The 25,599-nt window shown below is 44.6% G+C and carries 19 protein-coding genes; 10 read left to right on the top strand and 9 right to left on the bottom strand.

The window, feature by feature from the left end:
* The first annotated feature begins 76 nt into the window (after positions 1 to 76).
* Positions 77 to 1,357 (top strand): 3-deoxy-D-manno-octulosonic acid transferase, encoded by a 1,281-nt coding sequence (locus FTV14_RS05185; RefSeq protein WP_180053495.1) that lies wholly within the window; start codon positions 77 to 79, stop codon positions 1,355 to 1,357.
* Between the two features lie 277 nt (positions 1,358 to 1,634).
* Positions 1,635 to 2,348 carry a 16S rRNA (uracil(1498)-N(3))-methyltransferase gene (locus FTV14_RS05180; RefSeq protein ID WP_180053492.1) on the top strand — a complete coding sequence of 238 codons (714 nt, stop codon included), beginning with the start codon at positions 1,635 to 1,637 and terminating at the stop codon, positions 2,346 to 2,348.
* Here FTV14_RS05180 and FTV14_RS05175 read toward each other — a convergent pair.
* Positions 2,322 to 3,302: a mechanosensitive ion channel family protein gene (locus FTV14_RS05175; RefSeq protein WP_159123798.1), complete on the bottom strand. Its 981-nt coding sequence runs from the start codon at positions 3,300 to 3,302 to the stop codon at positions 2,322 to 2,324. The two genes, FTV14_RS05180 and FTV14_RS05175, sit on opposite strands and share 27 nt — an antisense overlap.
* A gap of 107 nt (positions 3,303 to 3,409) precedes the next feature.
* Positions 3,410 to 3,985, bottom strand: a complete 576-nt coding sequence (locus tag FTV14_RS05170; protein ID WP_034170236.1) for a DUF805 domain-containing protein — start codon at positions 3,983 to 3,985, stop codon at positions 3,410 to 3,412.
* 261 nt (positions 3,986 to 4,246) lie between these two features.
* Here FTV14_RS05170 and acs point away from each other — a divergent pair, with 261 nt between their 5' ends.
* Together acs and FTV14_RS05160 are read left to right on the top strand one after the other, a co-directional pair.
* The gene (acs, locus tag FTV14_RS05165; protein ID WP_180011081.1) at positions 4,247 to 6,193 is read left to right on the top strand and encodes an acetate--CoA ligase; all 1,947 of its coding nucleotides are present in this window, start codon (positions 4,247 to 4,249) and stop codon (positions 6,191 to 6,193) included.
* Positions 6,194 to 6,322: 129 nt separating this feature from the next.
* Positions 6,323 to 7,504 carry an acyl-CoA dehydrogenase family protein gene (locus tag FTV14_RS05160; protein WP_180053491.1) on the top strand — a complete coding sequence of 394 codons (1,182 nt, stop codon included), beginning with the start codon at positions 6,323 to 6,325 and terminating at the stop codon, positions 7,502 to 7,504.
* A gap of 62 nt (positions 7,505 to 7,566) precedes the next feature.
* Here the strand turns inward: FTV14_RS05160 and FTV14_RS05155 are convergent, their stop codons facing one another.
* The 4 genes from FTV14_RS05155 to msuE form a co-directional block, all read right to left on the bottom strand.
* Positions 7,567 to 8,976, bottom strand: coding sequence for a deoxyribodipyrimidine photo-lyase (locus tag FTV14_RS05155; protein WP_180034024.1), 1,410 nt, complete (start codon positions 8,974 to 8,976; stop codon positions 7,567 to 7,569).
* Positions 8,977 to 9,102: 126 nt separating this feature from the next.
* The gene (locus FTV14_RS05150) at positions 9,103 to 9,717 is read right to left on the bottom strand and encodes a riboflavin synthase subunit alpha (RefSeq protein WP_125279183.1); all 615 of its coding nucleotides are present in this window, start codon (positions 9,715 to 9,717) and stop codon (positions 9,103 to 9,105) included.
* A 151-nt stretch (positions 9,718 to 9,868) separates the two neighbouring features.
* Positions 9,869 to 10,993 (bottom strand): dimethylsulfone monooxygenase SfnG, encoded by a 1,125-nt coding sequence (gene sfnG / locus FTV14_RS05145; RefSeq protein ID WP_180034025.1) that lies wholly within the window; start codon positions 10,991 to 10,993, stop codon positions 9,869 to 9,871.
* A 28-nt stretch (positions 10,994 to 11,021) separates the two neighbouring features.
* Positions 11,022 to 11,756 (bottom strand): FMN reductase, encoded by a 735-nt coding sequence (gene msuE / locus FTV14_RS05140; protein WP_180002606.1) that lies wholly within the window; start codon positions 11,754 to 11,756, stop codon positions 11,022 to 11,024.
* Between the two features lie 373 nt (positions 11,757 to 12,129).
* Here msuE and FTV14_RS05135 point away from each other — a divergent pair, with 373 nt between their 5' ends.
* Complete coding sequence (locus FTV14_RS05135) at positions 12,130 to 12,780, top strand: response regulator transcription factor (protein WP_004781530.1); 651 nt, start codon at positions 12,130 to 12,132, stop codon at positions 12,778 to 12,780.
* A 67-nt stretch (positions 12,781 to 12,847) separates the two neighbouring features.
* On the opposite strand, the gene FTV14_RS05130 is transcribed toward FTV14_RS05135, so the two are convergent.
* Both FTV14_RS05130 and FTV14_RS05125 read right to left on the bottom strand, forming a co-directional pair.
* Positions 12,848 to 13,615, bottom strand: a complete 768-nt coding sequence (locus FTV14_RS05130) for a hypothetical protein (protein WP_159123806.1) — start codon at positions 13,613 to 13,615, stop codon at positions 12,848 to 12,850.
* A 417-nt stretch (positions 13,616 to 14,032) separates the two neighbouring features.
* Positions 14,033 to 17,524, bottom strand: coding sequence for a PAS domain-containing hybrid sensor histidine kinase/response regulator (locus FTV14_RS05125; RefSeq protein WP_159123807.1), 3,492 nt, complete (start codon positions 17,522 to 17,524; stop codon positions 14,033 to 14,035).
* A 182-nt stretch (positions 17,525 to 17,706) separates the two neighbouring features.
* Between FTV14_RS05125 and FTV14_RS05120 the strand changes: the two genes are divergently transcribed.
* The 4 genes from FTV14_RS05120 (at position 17,707) to FTV14_RS05105 (ending at position 22,850) form a co-directional block, all read left to right on the top strand.
* Positions 17,707 to 18,039: a DUF485 domain-containing protein gene (locus FTV14_RS05120; RefSeq protein WP_004781535.1), complete on the top strand. Its 333-nt coding sequence runs from the start codon at positions 17,707 to 17,709 to the stop codon at positions 18,037 to 18,039.
* A 1-nt stretch (position 18,040) separates the two neighbouring features.
* Complete coding sequence (locus FTV14_RS05115; protein WP_180011055.1) at positions 18,041 to 19,756, top strand: cation acetate symporter; 1,716 nt, start codon at positions 18,041 to 18,043, stop codon at positions 19,754 to 19,756.
* A gap of 233 nt (positions 19,757 to 19,989) precedes the next feature.
* Positions 19,990 to 20,706 (top strand): ion channel, encoded by a 717-nt coding sequence (locus tag FTV14_RS05110; RefSeq protein WP_159123809.1) that lies wholly within the window; start codon positions 19,990 to 19,992, stop codon positions 20,704 to 20,706.
* Between the two features lie 179 nt (positions 20,707 to 20,885).
* The gene (locus FTV14_RS05105; RefSeq protein WP_180011053.1) at positions 20,886 to 22,850 is read left to right on the top strand and encodes a choline BCCT transporter BetT; all 1,965 of its coding nucleotides are present in this window, start codon (positions 20,886 to 20,888) and stop codon (positions 22,848 to 22,850) included.
* A 64-nt stretch (positions 22,851 to 22,914) separates the two neighbouring features.
* Here FTV14_RS05105 and omp33-36 read toward each other — a convergent pair whose 3' ends face one another.
* Complete coding sequence (omp33-36, locus tag FTV14_RS05100; protein ID WP_005232638.1) at positions 22,915 to 23,811, bottom strand: porin Omp33-36; 897 nt, start codon at positions 23,809 to 23,811, stop codon at positions 22,915 to 22,917.
* Between the two features lie 1,348 nt (positions 23,812 to 25,159).
* On the opposite strand from omp33-36, the gene FTV14_RS05095 reads away from it, so the two are divergent.
* Positions 25,160 to 25,599 (top strand): IS30 family transposase (locus FTV14_RS05095; RefSeq protein WP_180048238.1); only part of this gene is annotated, 440 nt, incomplete at its 3' end.

The raw sequence follows: 25,599 nt of genomic DNA, 5'->3' as shown, positions 1-25,599 counted from the left end.
AATAAGAGCCACATCGATTAACATGTCGATGTGGCTCTGTTATATTTTGCCGATTGAATCTGTTTTGGGGCGCAATGTGGCTACTCCATTCTGGTATAACGCAGCCTTGGCGCTAGCGAAACCGCTTTATCAATCCCGTATACGTAAACGTGCGACCAGTCCGGAACAATTAGAACAAGAACTGTTGGAACGTTTTGGTCCTTTCCAGTCCCCTAAAAATCTGCAGGCGATCTGGTTTCATGTGGTATCCGTAGGGGAAACCAATGCCGCTCAACCTTTAATTGAACATTACTTAAAACTTGGGCATCCGGTTCTAGTGACTAATACCACCAAGACTGGGCAGGCACGTGCTAAATCACTTTTCTTGAAAGAACCTTATTTAGACTTATTCCAGGCTGTATATTTGCCAGCTGACCAGAAAACCCTGATTCGTGATTTTTATCAAAAATATCAGCCTAAATTGCTGTTATTGATGGAGACTGAGCTCTGGCCAAATCTGATTGACCAGGCACCGAATTTTAATGTGCGTTGCCTATTATTGAATGCCCGTCTTTCTGAAAAATCTGCCAAAGGCTATGGCAAAGTCAAAGGCCTAACCCGTGGCATGCTTAAGAATTTAACCGGCCTTTTGGCTCAGGATACAGCAACCCAGCAGCGTTATATTGATCTAGGTATAGCTTCAGAAAAAACTCAGGTCTTGGGCAATATCAAGTTTGATATCACGGCACCGCAGCAATTTATTAATCATGCTGCCCAATTGAAACAGGAATGGTCTCTGCAAGGCCGGAAGATCATTACTCTCGCCAGTACGCATGCGCCTGAAGAACAGCAATTAATGGCTGAACTTAAATCTGCGTTAGATGCAGATTCGACATTAGTTTGTATCGTGGTGCCACGCCATCCGGAACGTTTCGATGAGGTGTTCCAAGCTGCACTATCCTTAGGTTTAAGAACCCAACGCCGTAGCCTGGAACAACGTATCGAAGAAGATACTCAGGTTTATCTGGCGGATTCCATGGGCGAGATGTGGCTCTGGTATGCCTTGAGCCAAGCCTGTTATGTTGGTGGTTCCCTGAATGAACCGGGTGGTGGACATAATATTCTGGAGCCGATTGCGCTGAATGTTCCAACGATTCTGGGTAAAAACTATTTTAACTTTCAGACGATTGTCGATGAGTTTGTCCAGGCGCATGCCGTAGAAGTGGTGCAGGATGCTAAGCAGGCTGCTGAGACTTTGCTAGAAATTCTGAATAATTCAACTAAAGCTGAAAGTTTGAATACTGCTGCACAAAAGATTATGCAGCAGAATCAGGGTTCACTTGAAAGGCATATTCAGGCGATTGATCAATATCTTTGATTATATTCTGATTTGTGAAGAAGCCGATTTTCATGGATTGACTGTATAAGGTTAAAACTAGGCTTTATCTTTATAGATTTAATGCTAGGAACTCTTCTTTCTTTTACTTTTGTTTCGGCAAAAGTAACAAAACCATTTGTCATCCACAAAACTCGTCATATACCATCTTTTTGCAAAGATATCGCAGAACCTATATCAGGCAAAAAGAGTCCTGCCTCGGACAGTTGTGGATGACGTTTCCGCGTATCCCGTGATGGATTTGTTGAGTTAATTTTTTATGAATATCGTCCTGCTTGATCCCCGCCAAACTGAATCTGAACTGTGGTCAATTACGTCAAAGCGGCAGCTGGAACATTTGCAACAGCACCTGGAGATTCAGGTTGGCGATACGTTGAAAGTTGGGATTCGGGAAGGGAAACGGTATTTAACTGAAGTTGTCGAAATTTCTGAAAAAGCAGTTTTATTGAAACCGATTCAAGAAGAATCAGTCCCTGCAAAGCTGCCTGTTACCTTGATTGTGGCCTTGCCACGCCCTAAAGTTTTGCGCCGTCTGATCATGGATGCTGTGACCATGGGCGTTGAGAAAATCATTTTATTGCATAGCTATCGGGTGGATAAAAGCTATTGGCAGACCCCATTTTTGCAGCAGCTGAATCATTATATCGATCTCGGGCTAGAACAGGCAGGAGATACGCTTGCTCCGAAAATTGAGCTGTATAAACGCTTTAAACCTTTTGTTGAAGATATTTTGCCGGGACTCATTACAGCAGACTGTCCAGCCTTTGTTGCACATCCTTATGCGGAACAGCCGATGCCATATGCACTTCAGCATACTTGCACGATTGTCATTGGCCCCGAAGGTGGCTTTATTCCGTATGAAGTTGATTTGCTCATAAAAAACGGCTGCCAAGCAGTGCGCCTTGGCAACCGTATTCTCCGTACTGAAACGGCGATTTCATATGTTTTAGGTCGACTGTTTAGCGCGAGCTGAGGCATCTTCATGGCCATCGCCACGATAGACTTTCACTTCCTGCACCGGATATGGAATCGAAATATTATGTTCAGCAAAGGCTTGTATCACCCGTTCCTGAACTGCACTGATTGAGGTGCCTATGCCTGTTTCAGTGGTATTGACCCACCATAAGGCTTTGAGAGTAATCGAGAAGTCTGCCAGTGCAATCACATTGACGCTAAATGCAGGTTGACTCAGGATGGTCGGATCTTTATCCAGAATTGCAGTAATAATATCCTTGGCTTTCTGGATATCATCTTCATAACCGATCCCGACCGAAAATTCACAGCGGCGACGGGTATAAGCAGTATTCACCGTGACTGCACTGGTATAGACCGTAGCATTTGGAATTACGATACGACGACCATCTGGCGAGCGTAAAAAAGTTGCACGAATCTGGATATCTTCCACGGTACCCTCCAGACCATTCACGATAATGTCATCGCCAATTTTGAAAGGTTCACCCAGCAAAATCAGTACACCTGAGAGCAGATTCTGGAAAATATCCTTAAATGCGAAACCGATCGCCACCGAACCAATCCCAAGCGCACTCATCAGCTGACCTGGGGTGAAACCTGGAATTGCAATCACCAGCCCGATTAAAACACCGAAGAAAACAATCACGGTACTACCGACACGGTTCAGCACCAGTACCAGATTCTGTCGGGTATAAGTACGGTTTTCTAAAGTCTTACGGACAAAAAACTTAAACAGTTTTGACAGTAACCAGAAAATGACAATGACTGTCAGTGCGATGCAGAAATAAGGCACACGCTCCCAGAAACCCTCCATGATCTTGTCAATGGTGCTATAGGCATCATTGTACTTGGAGGTATGTTCGATCACGGTTTGGGCAGTTTTTTCAGTCGCCTGATGCAGGAGCTCAGTCGTCCCTTCAGTTACCTGGCTTAAAGTATTCTCTTGCTCAGCCACAAAAACTCCACAATTTAAATTTCGCTTATTTTGCCTCAACTACAGCAAAAAATTAACAACAGCGAAATTTATACACAATATATTTATGCAAAACAGACACAACTGTCTTAAAAGAACTCAGTCGTTTTTTGTTTCACTTCACTTGGGATTCTTGAAGGTTCACCTTCACTCATATAAGAGAATAACGCAGTCGTCGCCAACAGGCTGAGTACGGTAAAAATGATTACCAGCCAGGCCACAATTTTTTCCCAGACGGGGCTTGTACGTATCGGGCCATACTGATTGCTGCCTCTTGTTCCTGGAAAAAGCAGGATATAAATCCAGACAAACAGATTGATCAAAGGCACGAAGAATAGCAGCATCCACCAGCCACTGCGGTCCAGATCGTGTAAGCGTCGTACTGTAATCACAATACCGAAATACAGATAGACCAGCATGATCGCTAAGGCAAACAGGCTGGACAGGCCGTGCAGGGAGATTTGCCAGTTTGAATCTACTGATAGGCTGGCAATGTTCACAATATCAATACTTAAACCTAGCGCAATACTGCTGCATAAGAAAATAAACTGTAAAAATGCAGACCAGGCAATAAAACTCAAACGTCCAAATCGGCCCCTGATCGATAGGGGATGATCTGCTGCAGGAAAAGGAGGAGGGAAATAGGAAGGTTCAGTTGAATTCATGGGCAAGATCCTAAGCCTGTATAAAATACAGCGAGAGTGGGCGACTCATTTTATTTGACGATAGCAATATCTAGCTGACTTTGGCCATAGCTGAGCATTATCCGAAGTTATTCTGATTGAATTTGAATAAATAATCTACGACGAAAGCATGATTGTCGGATTTGAAATATGCAGTACATACTGCCATTATGCATAAAAAACAATCAACAAAATGCCATCAAGCTCTCGTGATGAGATAGAACAAGATCAAGGAAGCGAACAATGAAAGAAATCTATCCAGTACCAGTAGAATTTAAGAAAACCGCACGTACCACTGATACAGAGTATTTTGAGCGTTATCAGCAATCCATTGAACAACCGGATCAGTTCTGGGCTGAACAGGCACAGCGCCTGGACTGGATCAAACCTTTTACCCAGGTTAAAAATACCAGTTTTGATAAAGACAATTTTAAAATTGAATGGTTTGCAGATGGCCAGCTCAATGTCAGTGCCAACTGTCTGGATCGCCATCTTAAGGAACATCCTTATAAACCGGCGATTATCTGGGAAGGGGATCATCCATCCCGTCACAAGATTATTTCTTTTCATGAGCTTTATGATGAAACCTGCCGTTTCGCCAATGTCCTGAAAAAGAACGGAATTAAAAAGGGCGACCGGGTGGTGCTGTATATGCCAATGGTCTCGGAAGCCGCAATTGCCATGCTGGCCTGTGCCCGGATTGGTGCAGTGCATTGTGTGGTGTTTGGTGGTTTCTCACCTGATTCTCTGGCCAGCCGGATTGAAGACAGTCAGGCCAAAATGGTGATTACCGCAGATTCGGGCATGCGTGGGGGCAAAGCCATTCCACTGAAAGCCAATGTGGATGAAGCCCTGAAAGTCGCCGGTACCGAATCGGTTGAACATGTCATCGTTGTACATCGCACTGGCAATCCGGTGGAAATGCAACAGGGGCGTGATCTCTGGTATCACATGGAAATTATGACCGTCAATGAGATCTGTCCGCCTGAGCCGATGAATGCGGAAGATCCGCTGTTTATCCTATATACCTCGGGTTCAACCGGAAAACCTAAGGGCGTACTGCATACCACAGGCGGCTATCTGACTTATGTGAACTGTACTTTCCGAGAAGTTTTTGACATCAAACAGGATGATGTGTTCTGGTGTACTGCCGATGTCGGCTGGATTACCGGGCATTCCTATGTACTGTATGGTCCGCTCTCTAATGGTACGACTACGGTCATGTTCGAGGGAGTGCCGCAATATCCGAGCTGGGCACGTACCGGACATATCGTCGACAAGCACAATGTGACCATTCTCTATACTGCACCGACAGCCATTCGTGCCATGATGCGTGAGGGGGATGCCTATGTACGGGAAAGTGATCGTAGCAGCCTGAGAATTTTAGGTTCGGTCGGTGAGCCGATTAACCCGGAAGCCTGGAACTGGTATTACTCGGTAGTCGGTGAAAGCCGCTGTCCGGTGATTGATACCTGGTGGCAAACCGAAACTGGTGGCTTCATGATTACGCCTTTACCAGGTGCGACCGACCTGAAACCGGGTTCTGCAACCCGGCCATTCTTTGGTGTGCAACCCGCCATTGTCGATGCAGAAGGCAAGGAAATTGAAGGGGTGGCAGAAGGGAATCTAGTAATTAAGGATTCCTGGCCAGGTCAGATGCGCACCATCTGGGGTGACCCAGACCGCTTTATTGACGCCTATTTCTCGACCTATCCAGGTACCTATTTTACCGGTGATGGTGCACGTCGTGATGAAGATGGCTATTACTGGATTACTGGTCGTGTCGATGATGTACTCAATGTTTCCGGTCATCGTCTGGGTACGGCAGAGATTGAAAGTGCACTGGTGGCCCATGAAGCGGTTGCCGAAGCGGCTGTTGTCGGTATGCCGCATGACATCAAAGGTCAGGGGATTTGTGCATTTGTCACCTTGCAGGCAGGGACTGAAAGTACTGAACAGCTGCGCGGTGAACTGGTAGCTTGGGTACGTAAAATTTTAGGGCCAGTGGCAACGCCAGACGCCTTGCACTGGGCACCTGCTTTACCTAAAACCCGTTCAGGTAAAATCATGCGCCGGATCTTAAGAAAGATTGCTGCCAATGAGCTGGACAGTCTGGGCGATACCTCGACTCTGGCTGAGCCACAAGTCGTGGATCAGTTAATTGCTGAAGTGCAGCGTAATCAGGCATAAGTTTAAGACTTTTAAATACCGGCATTATTTGCCGGTATTTTGTCTCAGGAATAAGCTCTGCATGCTTTCGAATATAGTGCCAAGCTGCAATCTGCTAAGCTAAAACCATGCTGAACTTAGGTCAAAAGAATGAATGTACGACAACAATATCTAGATCAATCTCCACTGCAAATTGCCCAGCAACTGACAGAAACTTTTGCCCAAACAGCCGCAGCTCGTGACAAGCAGGGCGGTAATCCTAAAGCCGAGCGTGATCTGATTCGTCAGAGCGGTTTACTGGGCCTGTCTATTCCAAAACAGTACGGCGGTCAGGAAGCAGACTGGCAGACAATTTTTAAAACCATTCAAATTATTGCCCGAGTCGATAGTTCATTAGCACATGTTTATGGGTTTCATCATTTGCTGATTGCAACGGTTCAATTATTTTCCCAACCGGAACAATATGGCCCATGGTTTGAACAGACCGCTCGGGAAAACCTGTTCTGGGGCAATACCCTAAATCCACTGGACCGTCGTACTACCGCAATAAAAGTTGCTGAAAAAGAATATATTTTTGATGGGCATAAAAGCTTCTGTTCGGGCTCCATTGATTCCGATATCTTACTGTGCTCAGGCTATAACGACGCTGGAAAATTACTGATCGGGGTAATTCCAACAGCACGTAAGGGTGTAAGTTTTCTCGGTGACTGGAATAATATGGGTCAACGCCAGACCGATAGCGGCACCAGCCATTTTGAGCAGGTCAGAATTCATGAAAATGAATTGCTGTTAAATCCCGGTCCACTGAGTTCACCGTATTCAAGCTTACGTCCTTTGATTGCCCAGCTGATCTTTGTACACATGTTCCTCGGTGTAGCAGAAGGTGCGTTTGAAGTGGCTAAACAAACCGTACAGACTCAAAAAGCCTGGTCTAAATCACTGGTAGAAGAGGCTGTGAATGACCCTTTTACCCAGAAGCATTTTGCCGATTTTTATGTGCAGCTGGAAAGCGTGCGTTTGCTGGCTGATAAAGCGATTCAAACCTTACAAGCTGCTTGGGATCTGGGCAATGATCTCACTGCCGAGCAGCGTGGTGAAGTTTCAGTGGCGATTGCTACAGCCAAAATCGCGGCCACCAATACATCTCTCTATATCACCCAGAATATTTTTCAGGTGATGGGCGCGCGTGCGACCACAGCCAAACTGAATCTGGACCGTTTCTGGCGTAATGTTCGCACCCAGACCTTGCATGATCCGGTAGATTATAAATATCAGGAAGTTGGGGAATGGATACTGACCGGGAAAGTGCCTGATCCAAGTTTTTATTCTTAATATGAAAATAAAAAGCCTCCAATATTGGAGGCTTTTCATATTAGATGAAGTGATAGTTTCTTCTAAATCTGCTTAAAGGCTTCTATGGCTCGTACACGAGAGGCTTTTAAATCGACAATCGGTTTTGGATAATCCAGTTCCAGATCAGGATTTTTGGCATAAGGTTCATGAATGGATTTGGCATCCAGATGCGCCAGTTCAGGCACCCACTCGCGGATATAGTCTCCATTGGGATCAAACTTCAGGGACTGGCTGACCGGATTAAAAATCCGGAAGTAGGGCACAGCATCCATGCCGGTTGATGCGCACCATTGCCAGCCGCCATTATTCGCAGCCAGATCGCCATCAATCAGATGCTGCATAAACCAGCTTTCACCCAGTCGCCAGTCGATCAGCAAGTTCTTACACAGGAACATCGCAGTAATCATCCTGACCCGGTTATGCATCCAGCCAGTTGCCAGCATTTGCCGCATGCCAGCATCGACAATTGGAATTCCGGTCTGGCCTTGCTGCCAGGCAGCTAGATCTTCGGGGGCATTGCGCCACTGGATCTTATTGGTATTTTGCTTAAATGGTTGGTGTTTGGAGACACGTGGAAAATCAAACAGGGTCTGTAGATAGAATTCCCGCCACAAGAGTTCATCTAACCAGGTCTGCTGACCCACATCCTCAATCTGGAAATAGCCATCCTGAAAAAGAGCTTGCATACATTGGCGAATGGAGAGAATACCGATATTCAGATAAGGGGAAAGACGGCTGGTGCCATCAACTGCTGGCAGATCACGAGCGGTTTTATAATGAACCATTTTGTCCTCGATAAAATCATCGAGCAGATCCAAGGCAGTTCGATCCTCCGCAGGCCAAAGTTGGGCAGCATGCTCTACCACATAATCCGCTGAGAATTTTTCAAGATCAACATTGGGGAGCTTAGTTGATAATTGGATTGGATCTTGAGTTTCAATCTCAGGATAGCAGGTGGGTACATCCAGAATTAGCCGTTCATAGCACTTTTTCTTAAAGGCACTATAGACCTGATAGGGTTGATTGGACTGGTTCCGGATACTGCCGAGGGGAAACAGGGTGCGGTCATGATAGAGCTCGATCCTGATTTGCTGCTGTTCTAGTAATTGCTGCACCTGAGCATCACGTTCCAGTTCATTGACGCCAACTTCGATATTGGCATGCAAGCTTTCAATTTTCAGGGTTTGACACAGATTCAATATTTCTGGCGCTAAATTTTCCCACAAAGGAATATTCAATATGATCAGCGGGATATTCAGTTGCTGTAGCTGCTGTTTTAAATATTTGAGCCGACGCAGATAAAAATCAGTTTTGATCCGGGCATCCTGATGCAGTTGCCATTGTTCGGGAGAGAGGACTGCTAGCGCAATGCAAGGTCCTTGCTGAGTAGCATGCCAGAGTGCGGCATGGTCATGTATACGGAGGTCTTGGCGGAACCAGATCAACTGCATGGGAATAACGTTCTGAATCGGAATCAGATTATTTTATTCATTCCACCTGAAAATTCTGTATAGAAACGTAGATATGGGCAGAATGATCAGTTAAAAAACCGCCTATGGTATAAGCGGCTCTTTCATTTAACGCTGGTGAATATTTTCTAAGGTATCCACCAAGGTACGCGTGGTCTGGTCAATTTCATAATTGACTTCATCACCTACTTTGGCATTTTTCCAGGTGGTCAGACGCAAAGTTTCGGGAATCAGATCAATCGAAATTTCACTATTGGCGCGATCGACGCGATTGATGGTCAGGCTGCAGCCGTTCAGACCAATAAACCCTTTCAGGAAAAAGTATTTGATATTGCCATCTGGGATCTGAATATCGATATGGTAGGTTTCACCGCGATGTTCCAGATTTTTAATGATCGCTGTGCCTTCAATATGTCCATACAGATTATGCCCGCCATTTTCTGCACCGACTTTGGCAGAGCGTTCGACATTCACTTCATCACCTACTTGAAGAGATTTTAAGGTGGTGAGGGCAAGGGTTACATCGGAGATATCGAAGTGAATCTGGTTTAGCTTCTGATCAATAGTCGTTACGGTGAGGCAGACGCCGTTGATCGCAACACTGGCGCCAATAAAGACATCCTGAAAAAACTGATTTTCGTTGCTCACGATAATGGTAATGAAGCCATTGCCCTGGCGAATATCCACGACTTTTTCCAAGCCTTGTACGATACCGGTATACATAATTTAAATTTCTATCTCATCGAGTTTGGCTTCATTCTAGTCAAGAATGAAGCAGGCGGCTATCTCTATGCCGAGAACACTGTGTTGCACAAAAAAATCCCTCAAGCCGAGCCTTGAGGGAATGAATCGTTATGCTGAGCATTATTATAGTTTAAACGAGCTCAGCTTCTTGTTCTTCTTGTTCTTCTTGTTGCTGTTCAGCTTGCTGCGTTTCGAGTTCACGCACGAGTGGCAAGACTTTTTCACCGAAGTATTCCACTTCTTCAATAAAGTGCAGGAAGCCTGAAAGAACCAGATCAACACCGACTTTTTTCAGTTCGATGATACGTTCCGCAATCTGCTCTGGCGTACCGATCAGGTTGGTACGGAAGCCATCGTTATATTGCACCAGATCTTCAAACGTAGATTTGGCCCAGTTACCTTCACCTTCTTTACTGGCTGCGCCCGCTTCACGCGTTGCCTCACCGAAAGATTTCACCGCCTGAACATTGGCCTTGGCCACGATTTCTCGCAGTACTGCTTGCGCTTCCTCTTCGGTATCACGTGCAATCACAAATGCATTTACGCCAATTTTCACAGAGTGGTTGTTCGCTTTGGCTTTTTCACGAATATCATCGATCTGTTTTTTCAGCTCTTTAGGTGTATTGCCATTGGTGAAGTACCAGTCAGACACGCGAGATGCCATATCGCGTGCTGCCCGGGAACTTCCCCCCTGGAAGATTTCAATATACGGTTTTTGTACCGGTTTTGGACTCAAGGTATAGTCTTGGAACTGGTAGTATTTACCATCAAAACTAAAATTGTTTTGGGTCCAGACCCCTTTCAGGCTGCGAATAAATTCTTCTGAACGTGCATAACGTTCGTCATGTTCCGGCCATTCTTCACCAATTGCATCAAACTCGCCACGGAACCAGCCACTTACGACATTAATCGCAATCCGGCCATTGGTGAGATGGTCAATGGTGGCCAGCTGCTTCGCTGCCAGCGCAGGCTTCCATGGGCCCGGCAAAATCGCGGCAATCACTTTTAAACGTTCAGTTTTCGCCAGGATGCCATGACTGAAACTCACTGATTCATGCTGGTTTTCAGCGTTATAGCCCGCAGTAAAACGGATCTGGGTCAGGGCATAGTCAAAACCTGCTTTCTCAGCAGTTTGCGCCAGACGGACATTATAGTCATAGCTCCAGTCAGTACGCTGTTCAATGTCGCTGACCACCAGACCGCCACTGACATTTGGAACCCAGTAAGCAAATACAATATTTTTATCTTGAGACATTATTCTTACCCTCTGAATGAAGCGGCTATTAAGCCACTTGAGTCTTTGGCACTTTCTTGCTGTGCAAACGGGATTCTGCGGCATCCAGACTTGGTACTGCAGCTGAAGGTAAAACTTCTTCCTGTTCGATTTGCTTGTTGATGCCTAGGTTCTGGTTGGCTTGCTGAGATTTTTCTTTAATAACCTCAGCACGCTGCCCCTTTGCTGGCGCCCATTCAAGGATTGGTAGGGCACGAGCCACTGCCAGGGTAATACGGGCACGGAGTAATTCGCTGTGAATGGTGTATTCAGGCGTAAAGTCACGATCTGTGGCATACACCCCGATTGGCAGAGTTTGTGCCTGGAAGAAGCTGAACAATGGGCGTAATTGGTGTTCAAGAACCAGCGCATGACGGTCACTACCACCAGAAGCTGCTAAAAGAACCGGTACATCTACCAGCGCCGTTTGTTCTACGAAGTCAAAGAAATGCTTGAACAAGCCCGTAAATGAAGCGCGGTAAACAGGCGTACCGACAATCAGGGCATCTGCTGCTTCAACAGCTGCCAGATCATCCTGCACGCGTTGCGGTAGCTGGTTACGGTAAATTGCACCACCTAAAAGCTGGCCAATTTCACTGAACTTGATGAAATGTACATTGATTGGCGTCGCTTCACCCAGTTCATCCAGAATGGCTTGAACCAGTGCTTCGGTTTTAGATGGGTGATTCAGGCCGCCAGAAACAGCCACGATGTTTAAAGGTTTTTGCTCGGAAAAATGGGACATGTGAAGTACCTAAAAATGGTTAAGCTCGGAATGACCCTATTAATCCCGATTGCCGCAGTAGGTGTAAAATAACGAAATGCTGAAAAGTTATCTGATTTTTCTATATAAGCGGAAAATGTGCTTCTGAAACGGATAGAGCTGGATAAATGATTGATAACTATATTTATATTGAATAGAGATAAGCTATGCAGAATAGGAATAAATCATATATAAAAAAGTGATGAGAATTAAAGAATTATTGAAATAAGCCAAAATTTAAAAAAATTAAAGAAAAACTCCACATTATTTAAAAAATTGGTGATCTTGCATATCCATAAACTGGCTTGTGTGGTTAGAATAGGAGCTACTGTGCACAAGATCTCTCTCACGTCCTATGAATATTTTAATCGTTGATGATCATCCACTGTTTCGTCATGCTCTGATCCAAGCTGTTCGTTATAGTCTGCCACAAGCGCAGATTCATGAAACTGCAGCAGTCAATGAATTTTATGAACGTCTAGAAAATGGTCCTGAGCCTGATCTTGTCCTTCTGGATTTAAACCTGCCAGGTGCATCGGGCTTTTCTGCTCTGGTCCACGTTCGCGCCCAATATCCTTCGATTCCAATTATTGTCGTTTCTGCTCACGAAGAAGCCAGCATTATCCAGCGTGCGATTGCACATGGTGCGATGGGCTATATTCCAAAATCTGCGCATCCAAGCCATATTGGTGAAGCGATTCGTGAAGTCCTCGAAGGGGAAATCTGGTTACCACCCAATCTGCCAGCCAACATGAATTTCGATCCGCGTGCTGCAGATGAAACTGCATTGGCAGAACGGATTCAGTCACTGACACCGCAACAGTTCCGTGTCTTGATGATGGTGGCCGAAGGCTTGCTGAACAAACAGATTGCTTATGAACTGGATGTTTCAGAAGCCACCATTAAAGCGCACGTAACAGCAATCTTCCGTAAGCTGGGTGTACAAAACCGTACCCAGGCGGTGCTTGCTATTAATGCCTTGAATATTGAAGAAAAGAAAATGTAAGTGATACAGCTTACAAAATAAAAAAGACCTCAATTGAGGTCTTTTTTATTATGAGAATATTGCCAGATTAAGCAATATAATCCTGTTTTTGGGTGACATCGGTACAGAACATTGGATTCAATGCGGACTGCAATTCATCAATCTGTTCTTGAGTGACATAGCCTTTGGAGATCAGGTATTCTGCCACGCGGTCATCACGCAGACTCAGGAAAGTTGCATCATAAACCCCCAAGTCTACAAACAGGGCAGCAGTTTCCAGACTGTTAAAACGGTCCAGATAAACTTCATCTTCATACATCAGGAACACATGCTCGTCTGTGCTATTCGGATCGACCTGTAGGTGCTCTGCCAGTTCATGCGGGCAGGTTTTGATAAAGAGCAAGTCAGAGAGTTCATCAAACTGGGTGGTATCCAGGCAATCTTCTTCATTTTTCACTTTGCCGAGCCACGCTTTAAAGACCAGTACGGCACCACCACGCAGCAGCATACTCCAGATCTGATGACGGGTTTGTACAGGTAAATCTTCAGCTTCTGCTTCCAGAGATTCAATCAGCTTGTTTTCCTGTTCAGCCAAACGTTCAAATAAACCTAAACCTTGCGGTTTGTAGGCATAAGGTTCAAAGACATCAAAATGCAGTTCATCAAAAACTTGCAGGGCTAAAGGAACCGCATGCTGATACAGGGTTTCAAGTGCCTGAATCTGGGTATCGTCGAGTTTGCTGTATTTAAACATTTGCGCCCAGTCGATGCTGGGTAATAAGGCATTAGCACCATATTGGCGATGGAATTGCTGAGTCTGTGCGGGAAGCTGAGCAATTGATTCATCGAGTTTCATTTTTATAACTCCTATCTAGCAGTGCAAATAGACCAGCTGCCAAAAGGATTTAGGCATTGTCAGATGGAAACTGATCGCTTCTTATATTGTCTATTTTTAGAACTAAGCCTGTTGTATTAAAAATACGACCAAAGTTCTATCTGCCATAAAATAGGATTAAAAATTAATTTAAAACAGCAACTTAAATAATTGTAACTAGGTGTACACATGTATATTAATAGATTTGGTGGCTTTTGCCATAGAGAATGCTGAAATGATAATTTTGAGCAATTTATCAGCAAGAATTATGTGAAATTTGGTGCTTTTGGCACATTGGCCAATTTTTTTTGCCAGTCAGGTAAAGATAGGTATTTATTCAGTATAAAAAATGCCCATCTTAAATCATTAAAATGGGCATTGAGATGAAAATAAAAAGTTCTAGCTGCCCGAGATTTTCAGACCGGATAACCAGGAACGGAGTGAAGCAGGCTTCAACGGTTTTTTCAGCAGGACAATATTTAAATCCTTCAGGCGCTGTGGCAGTTCCGGATCAGAATCTGCGGTAATCAATGCCACCGGAATATCACTACTACGATGTTCCAGAATAAAGTCCAGACCGATCTTGTCCTGGTTTAAATGCTGATCGACCAGCCAGACCTGAATATTTTCCTGCTGAATCATCTCGGCGGCCTGTTCTGGTTCGGTGGCTTTAAAGACCTGATAACCCCATTTGGTCAATAAGGTCGACATGCCTTCCAGAATGGTTTCATCATTGTCCAGACATAGAATCTTAAAGGCCTTGGACTTCAACGGCACAGCCTGAACAGGGGCGGCAACGACTTTCGGTGCTGCGGTCAGTGGCACTTCAATCATGAAGCAGGAACCTTTGCCCAGCTCGGAAGAAACATGAACTGGATAATCCAATAGACCAGTCATACGTTGCACGATGGCGAGACCAAGCCCCAGACCCTGTTCACCCCAAGGCGAAGTATGGCCACATCGCTCGAATTCCTGGAACAGCTTGATCCGCTGTTCTTCAGCAATACCGGGACCGGTATCCCAAACCCCGATCCGGATATGATTTGGCCGGTTGCTAGAACGCAGTACACCGACCACGACCTTACCTTTGGCGGTATAACGTAGGGCATTGCTGACAAAGTTCTGGATAATCCGGCGAATCCATTGTGGATCGGTGTCAATCCAGAACTGGGCATCATGCACTCGCAGTTTGATGCCACGTTGTGCCGCAATGGATTTGAATTGCAGTTCCAGATCACTTAATAAATCATGCAGTGGATAAGCCTGGCGTTTCGGCTGAATCGTACCGCCCTCCAGTCGGGCAATATCCAGCAGAGCTGAGAGCATGCTTTCTGCCCCATGCAGGGCACGATCCAGTTGCTGCAGGGTCTTGCGATCTTCTTCGCTTTGTACACTTTGCTCCAGCGCCGTACTGAACAGACGTGCAGCATGCATTGGCTGTAACAGGTCATGACTGGCGGCAGCAATAAAGCGGCTCTTGGACATATTGGCTTTGTCGGCTTGTTCACGCGCCAGTTGCTGTTCAGACAGGGCATCAGCGAGCTGCTGGGTACGATCCTGAACCCGGGCTTCCAGTAATGCTTCATTTTCACGGAAGGCAGTAATATCGGCAAAGGTCGTCACGAAACCACCGCCTTCAATTGGGTTACCCCGCATCTGAATCACGCGGCCATCTTTACGGATCCGTTCAAATTCATGCGCACTGCCGACCTGCATCCAGTGAATCCGTTTACGCACATGTTCTTCGACCGAGCCCGGACCACATTCACCGCGTTCAGCGTTATAACGGATTAGGTCAGCGATTGGACAGCCGACATAAACAATATCTTTTGGATAGTCGAACAGTTTCAGGTATTGGTTGTTCCAGGCGACCAGACACATATTTTCATCAACCACACTCACCCCTTGGGTCATATGGTCGATCATGGTCATGATCAGGTTCTGGTTAAAACGCTGCCATTGTGAGGCCTGATCCAGAATATTCGCCACCTGACCGAGGGCCAGGCCATTATTCACCATCGCGGTAGTCAGCAGGGTACGTGCCGAGGCTGCACCAATGGTACCGGCCAGATACTGCTCGGTAAAACGCCACCACATGCCATTGGCACTGCTATTTTCATTCAGTTCCACACTATTTTGAGCACAGAACTGCTGGAAGGCCTGCATGGTTGGACCTTCACCGGTAATGCGCTTGGCCAGCGTAATCAGGTCACCAACTTTTAAACGGGCCACATCCTGATGCGAGTAGCTGACATCAGTAGATGGACTTTGAGAAGGAAGCGGCTTGGTTTCATAGTAGAAGAAACTTTCCGCCTGAATCTGTTCAGCCACACTTGGACGGAACATCCGGGAAACCCAGATATATAGGAATGTGTTCAGACCTAGTGCCCAGACCACACCATGCGTTAAAGGATCAAAAGATTCGAAACCGATCAGGGCTTCAGGACGTAACCAGTTCCAGCCCAAAGGACCCTGTTCCAGAAAACTCTGGCTGAACTGCTGATAGGCTTCTGGCAGGCTGCGCAAAATCGTTGGTAATAGCAGGGTATACGACCATAAAGCGAAACCGGTCAGCAGGCCAGCATATACACCTTGCTTACTCCCGCCACGCCAATACAGACCACCAATCAGGGCAGGGGCGAATTGTGCCACGGCACTAAAGGCCAGCAGACCAAAGACTGAGAGCTGGTCAATATCATTAAAAAAGTTGAAGAACAGAAAGCCCATCAACATCACGGCTAGGATACAGATCCGGCGGGTAAATTTGAGTACCAGTGGCAAACGCTTGTCATGCCGTGAGATCAGGTTTAAGCGCCAGAGCGCCGGCATGATCAGGTCATTACTTAGCATGATCGACAGGGCGACTGAAGATACCAGCAGCATGCCGGTGGAAGCCGAGAAACCGCCTAAGAAGGCCAATAAGGTCAGCCAGTCCTGATTATAGCTAAGCGGTAAAGACAGTACCGCGACATCTGGAATCGCTAAATATTGGGGAGCCGCATGCAGTGCCCAGCTGGCAATCGGGATAATTGCCAGTGTGGTCAGAATCAGATAAATGGCAAACCAGCGACGTGCACCACGGATATGTTTTTCATCCCGTAATTCAACCACTGCTACGTGGAATTGACGTGGCAAGCAGATAATCGCCAGTGCAGCCAACAGGGTCTGTACCCAGAAACTTTCCGGTACGCCAAACAGCTGTACATCATGGAAGGTTGACTGAATATCGCTACTGATCTGAGGCAGATTTTCTGGTGCTTCAAAAATAAAGAAACAGGCTACGGCCAGCAAGGCAAATAACTTAACAAAAGACTCAAAGGCGACAGCCAGCATCAGACCGCCATGCTGTTCGGTGTTGGCAATCTGCCGGGTACCGAAAATCATTGCCAGGATTGCCAGGACGCCGGTCAGGAACAGTACGCTATTAGTCGTACTGGCAATCCCTGCGGACGGTTCCAGAATTACTGCGGCACTTAAAGCAATTGCACGTAACTGCAAAGCCAGATAGGGAATGATGGCAATCACCGCCAGAATGGTGACCAGCGAAGCCAGAGGCCCACTCTTACCATAACGTGCAGCGACGAAGTCGGCGATCGATGAAATGGCATGATGCTGGCGTACCCGTCCCAGACGGCGCCAGATATCGTAACCAATCGCGACAAAGAGCAGGGGACCAAGATAGATCGGCAGGAAAATAATTCCTTCACGAACTGCAGCGCCAGTCGCGCCATAAAATGTCCAGGAAGAACAATAGACGCCTAAAGTTAAACTAAACAATAGCATACGGCCACGGGTACTGAGCCGGCTGGCATGTTTTTCCCCATAGAAAGCGCAAGTAAAGAGTAAAGTGATATAGAGGGCGAGCACCCCTATGATGAGCCAACTGTTCATATAGCCTGATGTGTACTGTGCATGACGCTATGATACCGCATCATGCACTCAGCAGTTTAAATTGATCATTTTTTAACGACCAAAGTCTAAATTACAAGTCATTCTAAATGTTGTTATTTTGCAACAGTGATAATTCGAATTAAAAAATAGTAAGCCCATGGTGGGGCTACAGGAGTGTAACTATGGATGAGGCTCAAGTAGAAAGAATTCTACAGAATCCCAAATTCAAAGAAATGGTACGTAGAAAAAGTACGCTGAGCTGGACCTTAACCGGCATCATGCTATTTGTCTATGTCGGTTTCATGTTGCTTGTTGGCTACAACAAAGAATTTCTATTGTCTTCAATTTCTGGCGGTGTAACGACCTGGGGTGTACCTCTAGGTATCGGTATCATTATTTTGTCTTTTATATTGTGCTGGGTGTATTCCTACATTGCCAATAACAAACTTGATCAGCTGAACAGAGAAGCAATTCAGGAAGTGGAAGCGATTACAAAAGAAAAGGGGCAACACTAAGATGAAAGGGATTTCATATCAAGCGCTTGCTGCTGCAGCGCTGACCTTGCTCAGCTCGGCAATGGCATTTGCTGGACCAGATCTGGGTGCTGCGGAGCAGCAAGCGACCAACTGGCACGCGATTATCATGTTTGTGATTTTCGTTGGAGCAACCTTGTTTATTACCAAATGGGCTGCCAAACAAACCACAAATACTAATGATTTCTATACTGCCGGCGGCGGGATTTCTGGCTTCCAGAACGGTCTGGCCATTGCTGGTGACTTCATGTCTGCAGCATCTTTCCTCGGTATTTCCGCGATGGTATTCCTGTCCGGTTTTGACGGATTGCTGTACTCACTAGGCTTTATGGTGGGTTGGCCAATCGTTTTATTCCTGGTGGCAGAACGTTTGCGTAACCTGGGTAAATTTAACCTGTCTGATGTAGTGTCGTTCCGTCTGGAAGAAAAACCGGTGCGTACTCTAGCTGCATTAAGTTCACTGGTTGTGGTTGCGTTTTACCTGATCGCACAGATGGTAGGTGCAGGTCAGTTGATCAAGTTACTCTTCGGTCTGAACTACAATATTGCTGTGGTGATTGTTGGCCTGTTGATGATGGCTTACGTAATCTTCGGTGGCATGCTAGCGACCACTTGGGTACAGATCATTAAAGCAGTAATGCTGTTGTCTGGTGCGACATTTATGGCTTTCATGGTAATGAAGGGCGTAGGTTTCAGCTTTACCAATATGTTTGAACAATCGATTCAGGTTTACTCTAAAGTACATGACTTGAGCCTTGCAGATGCAACCAAGATTATGGGTCCGGGTAATCTCGCTTCGAATCCGGTCGATGCGATTTCTCTTGGTCTGGCGCTGATGTTTGGTACAGCAGGTCTGCCACATATCCTGATGCGTTTCTTTACAGTAAAAGATGCCAAAGAAGCACGTAAATCAGTGGTGGTTGCAACAGGCTTTATCGGTTACTTCTATCTGTTAACCTTCATTATCGGTTTCGGTGCGATTCTATACGTAGCGAACAACCCGCAGTTCCTGGACATTGCAAAAATGGCAATCACAGGCAAGCTAGAGCTGGTGGGCGGTAACAACATGGCCGCGGTTCACCTGGCAGATGCTGTGGGTGGTGACCTGTTCATGGGCTTCATTTCTGCAGTGGCATTCGCAACCATTCTTGCGGTAGTTGCAGGTTTGACCTTGTCAGGTGCTTCAGCAATTTCACATGACTTGTATGCAAACGTATTCAAGAAAGGCCGTACTACACCTGAATCTGAACTGCGCATGTCTAAAATTGCAACTCTTGGTCTTGCTATCTTTGCGATGATTCTGGGAATCCTGTTCGAGAAGCAAAACGTTGCCTTCATGGTAGGTCTGGCATTCTCGGTAGCCGCATGTGCCAACTTCCCGGTACTAGTACTGTCTATGTTCTGGAAAGGCCTGACCACACGTGGTGCTGTCATTGGTGGCGTGGTTGGTCTGGTGACTGCGGTAGTGCTGATTGTACTGTCTAAAGCCGTTTGGGTAGATACTTTCGCGATTTCAGATACACCAGTCGTTCCATTTAATGGTCCTGCATTATTTGCAATGCCATTGTCTTTCTTCTGCTGCTGGTTCTTCTCCATCACAGACCGCTCAGTGAAAGCACAGGCAGAACGCAAAGCTTTCGATGCACAGTTTGTTCGCTCACAAACAGGTATTGGAATCTCAGGTGCATCTGATCATTAAGATCTGATGTCCTAAAAAAGCCTCCTGATGGGGGCTTTTTTTATAGCGATAAAATACGTAAGCTACCCAATGAAGAAGACATTGGGATAGTTTATCTAAAATTAAATACGACCATTTTTAACTGAGATTTCAATGATTTTTATACAATCCTGTTTCTAACCATCAGCTAGATCATGCTATGTTAAGCCAGCGATAACAATAATGATGCTCGACAGGACATCAAGACAAATCTCATGAAGCACTCCCTGCTACGATTCTGGACCCATTTTAAGTATCTGCCTTCTGCGTGGCTGCTATGCCTGCAGTTACTGATTCTGATCCTGTCGATGCTGAGTTATGACAGCGTTTCTTATCGCGCGGGTACATGGATGCTGGGGGTGGTGGTCTTGCTGGTGATTGCCAAGGTAATTCGTCAGACTCCGATGTTTACCATTCTGGGACTCATCTTTGTCGCAGGGGCCATCTTCTTTTCGTCATTAATTGTGTTGGGGCTGCGCTATACCTGGATCATGATCGTCGCGCATCTGTTTGAAGCCAGTGCCTACTTCAGTGCAGCGTATGGCCTGTTACGTTATATGTTTCATGACCGTTATCTGACCAAAGACGAACTATTTGCAGCGGGAGCAGTTTTCACATTGCTGGCTTGGGGCTTTGCTTTTCTCTATAGCATTTGCCAGTTATGGGTACCTTACAGCTTTTCGGACCCAGATCTAAAAGCTTATCAGCCGTGGCTGGATCTGCTCTTTCTGAGCTTTAGTGTGCAGTCTGCTACAGGATTATCTGATGTGATGCCGGTCAGTCCGGTCGCACGGATGCTGGCCATTATCCAGATGTTTGTCGGGGTAATGTATCTGGCCTTAATAGTCTCGCGTCTGATTGCCTTACAGTATATTTCTCATCTTCCTAAACAGACTCATATACAACATAAGCATAGAAAGCCTGAGGAATAGAACGTACAGAGCTGCATAGCTTGGTTACAGTAACTTAACGGCTTTATTTTCCTGAATATTTTAAAATCTTAAGGTCCAAAACGTATCTTTGATCGTAATTCTCTCGATCAGAATGTTTTTACTTATCAATAATGATTCAAGCCTCCCGGCATTCAATCTATTAAAAAAATGGGGGATCTATGCCTTCCAAACCTTCATCCTGGTTTGCCAATATCAATCCGAATGTCTTTATTAGTACAGTGGTGATTATCGCCATTTTTTTGGGACTGGTAATACTGGCACCTGATTCATTTGACCTGTTGACCAAACAAATGAATGCGTGGATTACCACTTCATTTAGCTGGTTTTATGTCCTCTCCGTGGCGATCTTCCTGATTGTCCTGATTTATATTGCCCTGTCCGATATGGGGAAAATTAAACTCGGGCCCGACCATAGTCAGCCAAAATATAGCCAGGCATCCTGGTTTGCCATGCTGTTTACCGCAGGCATGGGGATCGGCCTGATGTTTTTCGGTGTTGCCGAACCGGTTATGCACTATGTCACACCGCCTGCTGGTGACCCGGAAACTGTACTGGCCGCACAGCAGGCTATTCGCGTGACCTTCTTCCACTGGGGCCTGCATGCCTGGGCGATTTACACCATTGTGGGTCTGTCATTGGCCTATTTTGCGTATCGACATAACCTGCCTTTAAAAGTTCGCTCTGCCTTATATCCATTGATCGGTAACCGGATTCATGGCCCGATCGGAGACGGGGTAGATACTTTTGCCACCTTAGGGACAGTATTTGGGGTTGCGACAACTTTAGGTTTTGGGGTGACTCAGATTAATTCGGGTCTGAATTACCTATTTGGAGTTGAGCAGACCCCCAGTACTCAGGTCATTTTGATTATTGCCGTCACTGTAATGGCATCAATGTCCGTATTTTTTGGTTTGGATAAGGGCATCAAACGCCTAGCTGAACTGAATCTGCTGCTTGCCTTACTGCTACTCATCTTTGTTTTTGTTACCGGTCCAAGCATCTATCTTCTGCAGACCACTATCCAGAATTCTGGCCAGTATGTTGCAAACCTGTTCAGTATGACCTTTAATCTGTATGCCTATCAGCCTAGTGGCTGGATTGGTGGCTGGACCATTATGTATTGGGCCTGGTGGATTTCCTGGTCGCCATTTGTCGGGATGTTTATTGCCCGAGTATCCGAAGGCCGCAGTATCCGTGAGTTCATTGTTGGGGTTCTACTGATTCCTACCGGATTTACCCTGATCTGGATGGGCTTTATGGGCAATGCTGCATTATTCAGTATCATGCATGAAGCCAATACTAATCTGCTTGAGGCAGTACAACGTGACTCTTCTGTAGCGCTATTCGAATTTTTAGGTAATCTGCCATTTAATTCAGTCACCAGTATTATTGCTACGGTATTGGTCATCCTATTCTTTGTCACTTCAGCAGATTCAGGATCATTAGTCACGGATTATCTCACTGCCAAAACCGAGAATTCACCGACTTGGCAGCGTCTGTTCTGGACCGTGTTAATGGCTTTATTGGCCATCATTCTGTTACTGGCAGGTGGGCTGGAAGCCTTGCAGTCGGCTACGATTATGAGTGCCTTGCCGTTTACATTTATTATGCTGCTGATTTGCTGGGGACTGATTAAGGCCCTGCATCTGGATGTAACGAAAATGCATGCGCTACAAGCTGCACGTATTACCCCGCGGGCCATTCAGAACCCGCGTAGCTGGCAACAGCGACTCGGTTTAATTATGCATTATCCGCATACGCATGATGAAGTACGTGATTATATTGATACGATGGTCAGCAAAGCTTTTAACAGTTTTCAGGTTGAACTGAAACGTCGTCACATCCAGGTGAAAATCTTTAAACTGGAAGATGGGATCGAGTTACGTGTCGATCATCAGAATGAAATGAACTTTATTTATCAGGTCATTGCTACCCAGACTCTGGCACCGAGCTTTATGCCGGATGCAGATTCTCCGCAATCTTATCAGGCAGAAGTCTTTTTAAGGGAAGGGGGGCAAAATTATGATGTGATGGAATGGACTCAGGAAGATTTAATCCAGGACATCATTGACCAATATGAGCGCCATTTGCATTTTTTAAGTCTGGTCCGTTCTCCAGAATAAATATTTGATCCAATAAAAAAGGACGCTGATGCGTCCTTTTTTTATTCAGTCACTAATTCAGAAATTAGAAACGGAATTTAGCATTTAAGCCTACAGTTTGTGTATCACGAACTACAGCATTTTGAGCAAGATTTGCTTCGTAGTTTGAGTTCACATAACTAGCACCTACAGCAACTGCTGGAGTGATGAAGTAGTTTACGTTTGCGCCCCAAGCTTTGTCTGGAGAGTTAGCGTAGCTAGATTCCATATAAGATGCACCAACGCTTAATTTAGGGTTGATGTACAAAGTAGTACCTAGGTTGTAAGCAGTATCTTCACCATAAACCAAGCCGCTTTCGAAGCCAAGTGACATGTTAGTGCCGTCAATTGCGCCTACATATTTAGTACGAGCAGTGATTGCATCTTGGTCTTCATCGATTGTGCGAGACTCAAGAGCAGCTTTAGCAACGCCGTTGTTGAACATATTGAAAGCGTCATAAGAAGTTTGGTCTGCAACGCTTGTGTAACCTACAGCTACCAGGAAGTTAGGAATAGGGAGTACACCTACTTCTAATGCATAACGGTCGCCATTGTCATCATTTTGGCCACCTTTACCATCAGTAATTGTATGGCTATAAGAAGCGCTTGCATAAGCAGGAACAACTTTAGTTGGGATGTAAGCTTCACCTTTCACACCGAAAGTATGAGAAGTCTGGTCTCTATCATCAGCATCTACATCATATTCGCCATATGTATAAGCAGCAGAAACGTTAGATGCCTGGTTGATGAAAGCAGCTTCAGCTAAAGGGCCTTTAGAAGCGTCTACATCTTTGAAGTAGTAAGTACCTTGAACAGCACCAGTGAAATCTTTGTCATTTACAGTGTTGTCGATGAACTCTGATTGACCTTGAACTTCGAATTGATATGCTTGAGCACCGGTCATGGCTAATAATAAAGCAGTGGCTAAACCGAGTTTTTTCATGATATTTACCATTTTGTTACAAAAGATGTACAACAGGAACGTATTGTATTGTGACAATTTATTAAGTCAATCCAATTCGAAATCGCTATTTTTTTGTACAAAATCATTGTATTGATTTTGTTTAATAGTCTTTTAATTAGAAAATTTAGTTATTTTAGAAAAAAGCTTAAATAACAATGTTGTATACTAAATAAATTGTTACATCTAATCAGGAAAATGAATTAATAAAGGATTTTTTGATTGTTTAATTAAGTTGAATAGTGGATTTTAATTCAAAAAACCAATTTATTTATCATGAAAATAATCATGTTTATTACACTGAATTTAAGAGAGGCGTAAAAACTGTAATATAAAGCAAATTTATGAAAGAATTGATCGGTTTAGCGACAAAATCAGGGTTATAATGTGATGTATTTCACTATTTTGTCTATAAATTGTGATATGTCATAAATCCTAGTAAATTAATGTGCTTTACATTGTTACCAAATTGACTGATAATAAAAAAATCAGGTTAGAGTTCATGTTTTTACATGATAATTTGACTGATTCTCCACATATTTTTGTTTTTATCGGCCCAGCTTTCCCCAAGGTTGGGCTTTTTTTTGCCAGAATTTTTTAGAAGCATCAGTCTACGGATTAGTTCATAAAAGAAGATTAGAAAAACTAGTATAGAAAGCCGTCAAAGATGATTCTTAAATGCACATTAATGGTGCATTAATTGAATTTAAAACTAGCCTTATTTTATAAAATTGCAAAAAAAAACCTCAATTTCTATAAAGAATTGAGGTTTTTTCGCCAAAATTTGCGGGTAAATCAAAAAATCTGCTGAGGAATAATTTAACTCGCCCTAATGCGGTGCATTATGCACCTAATTGTTGCACGTGTAAATAGTTCAGAAAGCGAGTTTTTTAATTTTCTTATATTTTAAATTATGAAATTTTCATTCCTATTTATGTTTTAGTGATAATAGATGGAAAATCCTGAAAATATAAAGAGCTAAAACCTTCTGAAAATCAAGGTAATTGGGAAGAAATATTGATGATGAGTAGACGTTTATTTGTATAATCTATCTACTATTAAATGGGGAGTCCTTGATCCATGTGAAGGACTAAAAATCAAGATGAATACTTTACACTCTGAGAAAATCAGCAAACATCTGTACTGGTCGATGTCGATCATTATTTTATGTTTATTGTGTATTTGTATTCCCTTTATTATTGATAGTACTCAACATTATTTAAAATCGCAGATTCAAATCCCAAGTGCAACACATTTGTAGTTAGTTGAAAAAGTTAGGTGTATTCATAGAATCATTAGACTTTTTCAACTCGCAATTGGAAAGCACACAATGAAGAAATACACCCAACTTTCTCAAGATGAAAGATACGAAATTTATGCTACTTTGAAAAGTAAAAGTTCAATCGCTACCCTTGCTCGGGAATTAGGACGTTCACGATCAACCATCTACCGTGAATTAAAAAGAAATACTGGGCAACGTGGATATAGAGCTCAACAGGCAGCTAAATTTGCAAGTCAAAGACGGTACCGTCCTTCATCATCAATGACAGCATTTGCCTTCGCTTATATTGATTATTTGATTGGTTTGGACTGGTCACCCGAACAAATTTCAGGTGCTTTAACACAACGCGGTTGGCTGGATATACCTTCACATGAGTGGATTTACCAGTACATTTATCAAGATAAATCAAAAGGCGGTAAACTTCATCTACATTTAAGGCATCAGAAGAAATATCGAAAACGCGGTTACAAAAACACGGATCGTAGGGG

This window comes from Acinetobacter sp. YH12236 (assembly GCF_013417645.1).
Lineage (GTDB): Bacteria > Pseudomonadota > Gammaproteobacteria > Pseudomonadales > Moraxellaceae > Acinetobacter.
This window is presented reverse-complemented; position numbering and strand designations above follow the sequence as displayed.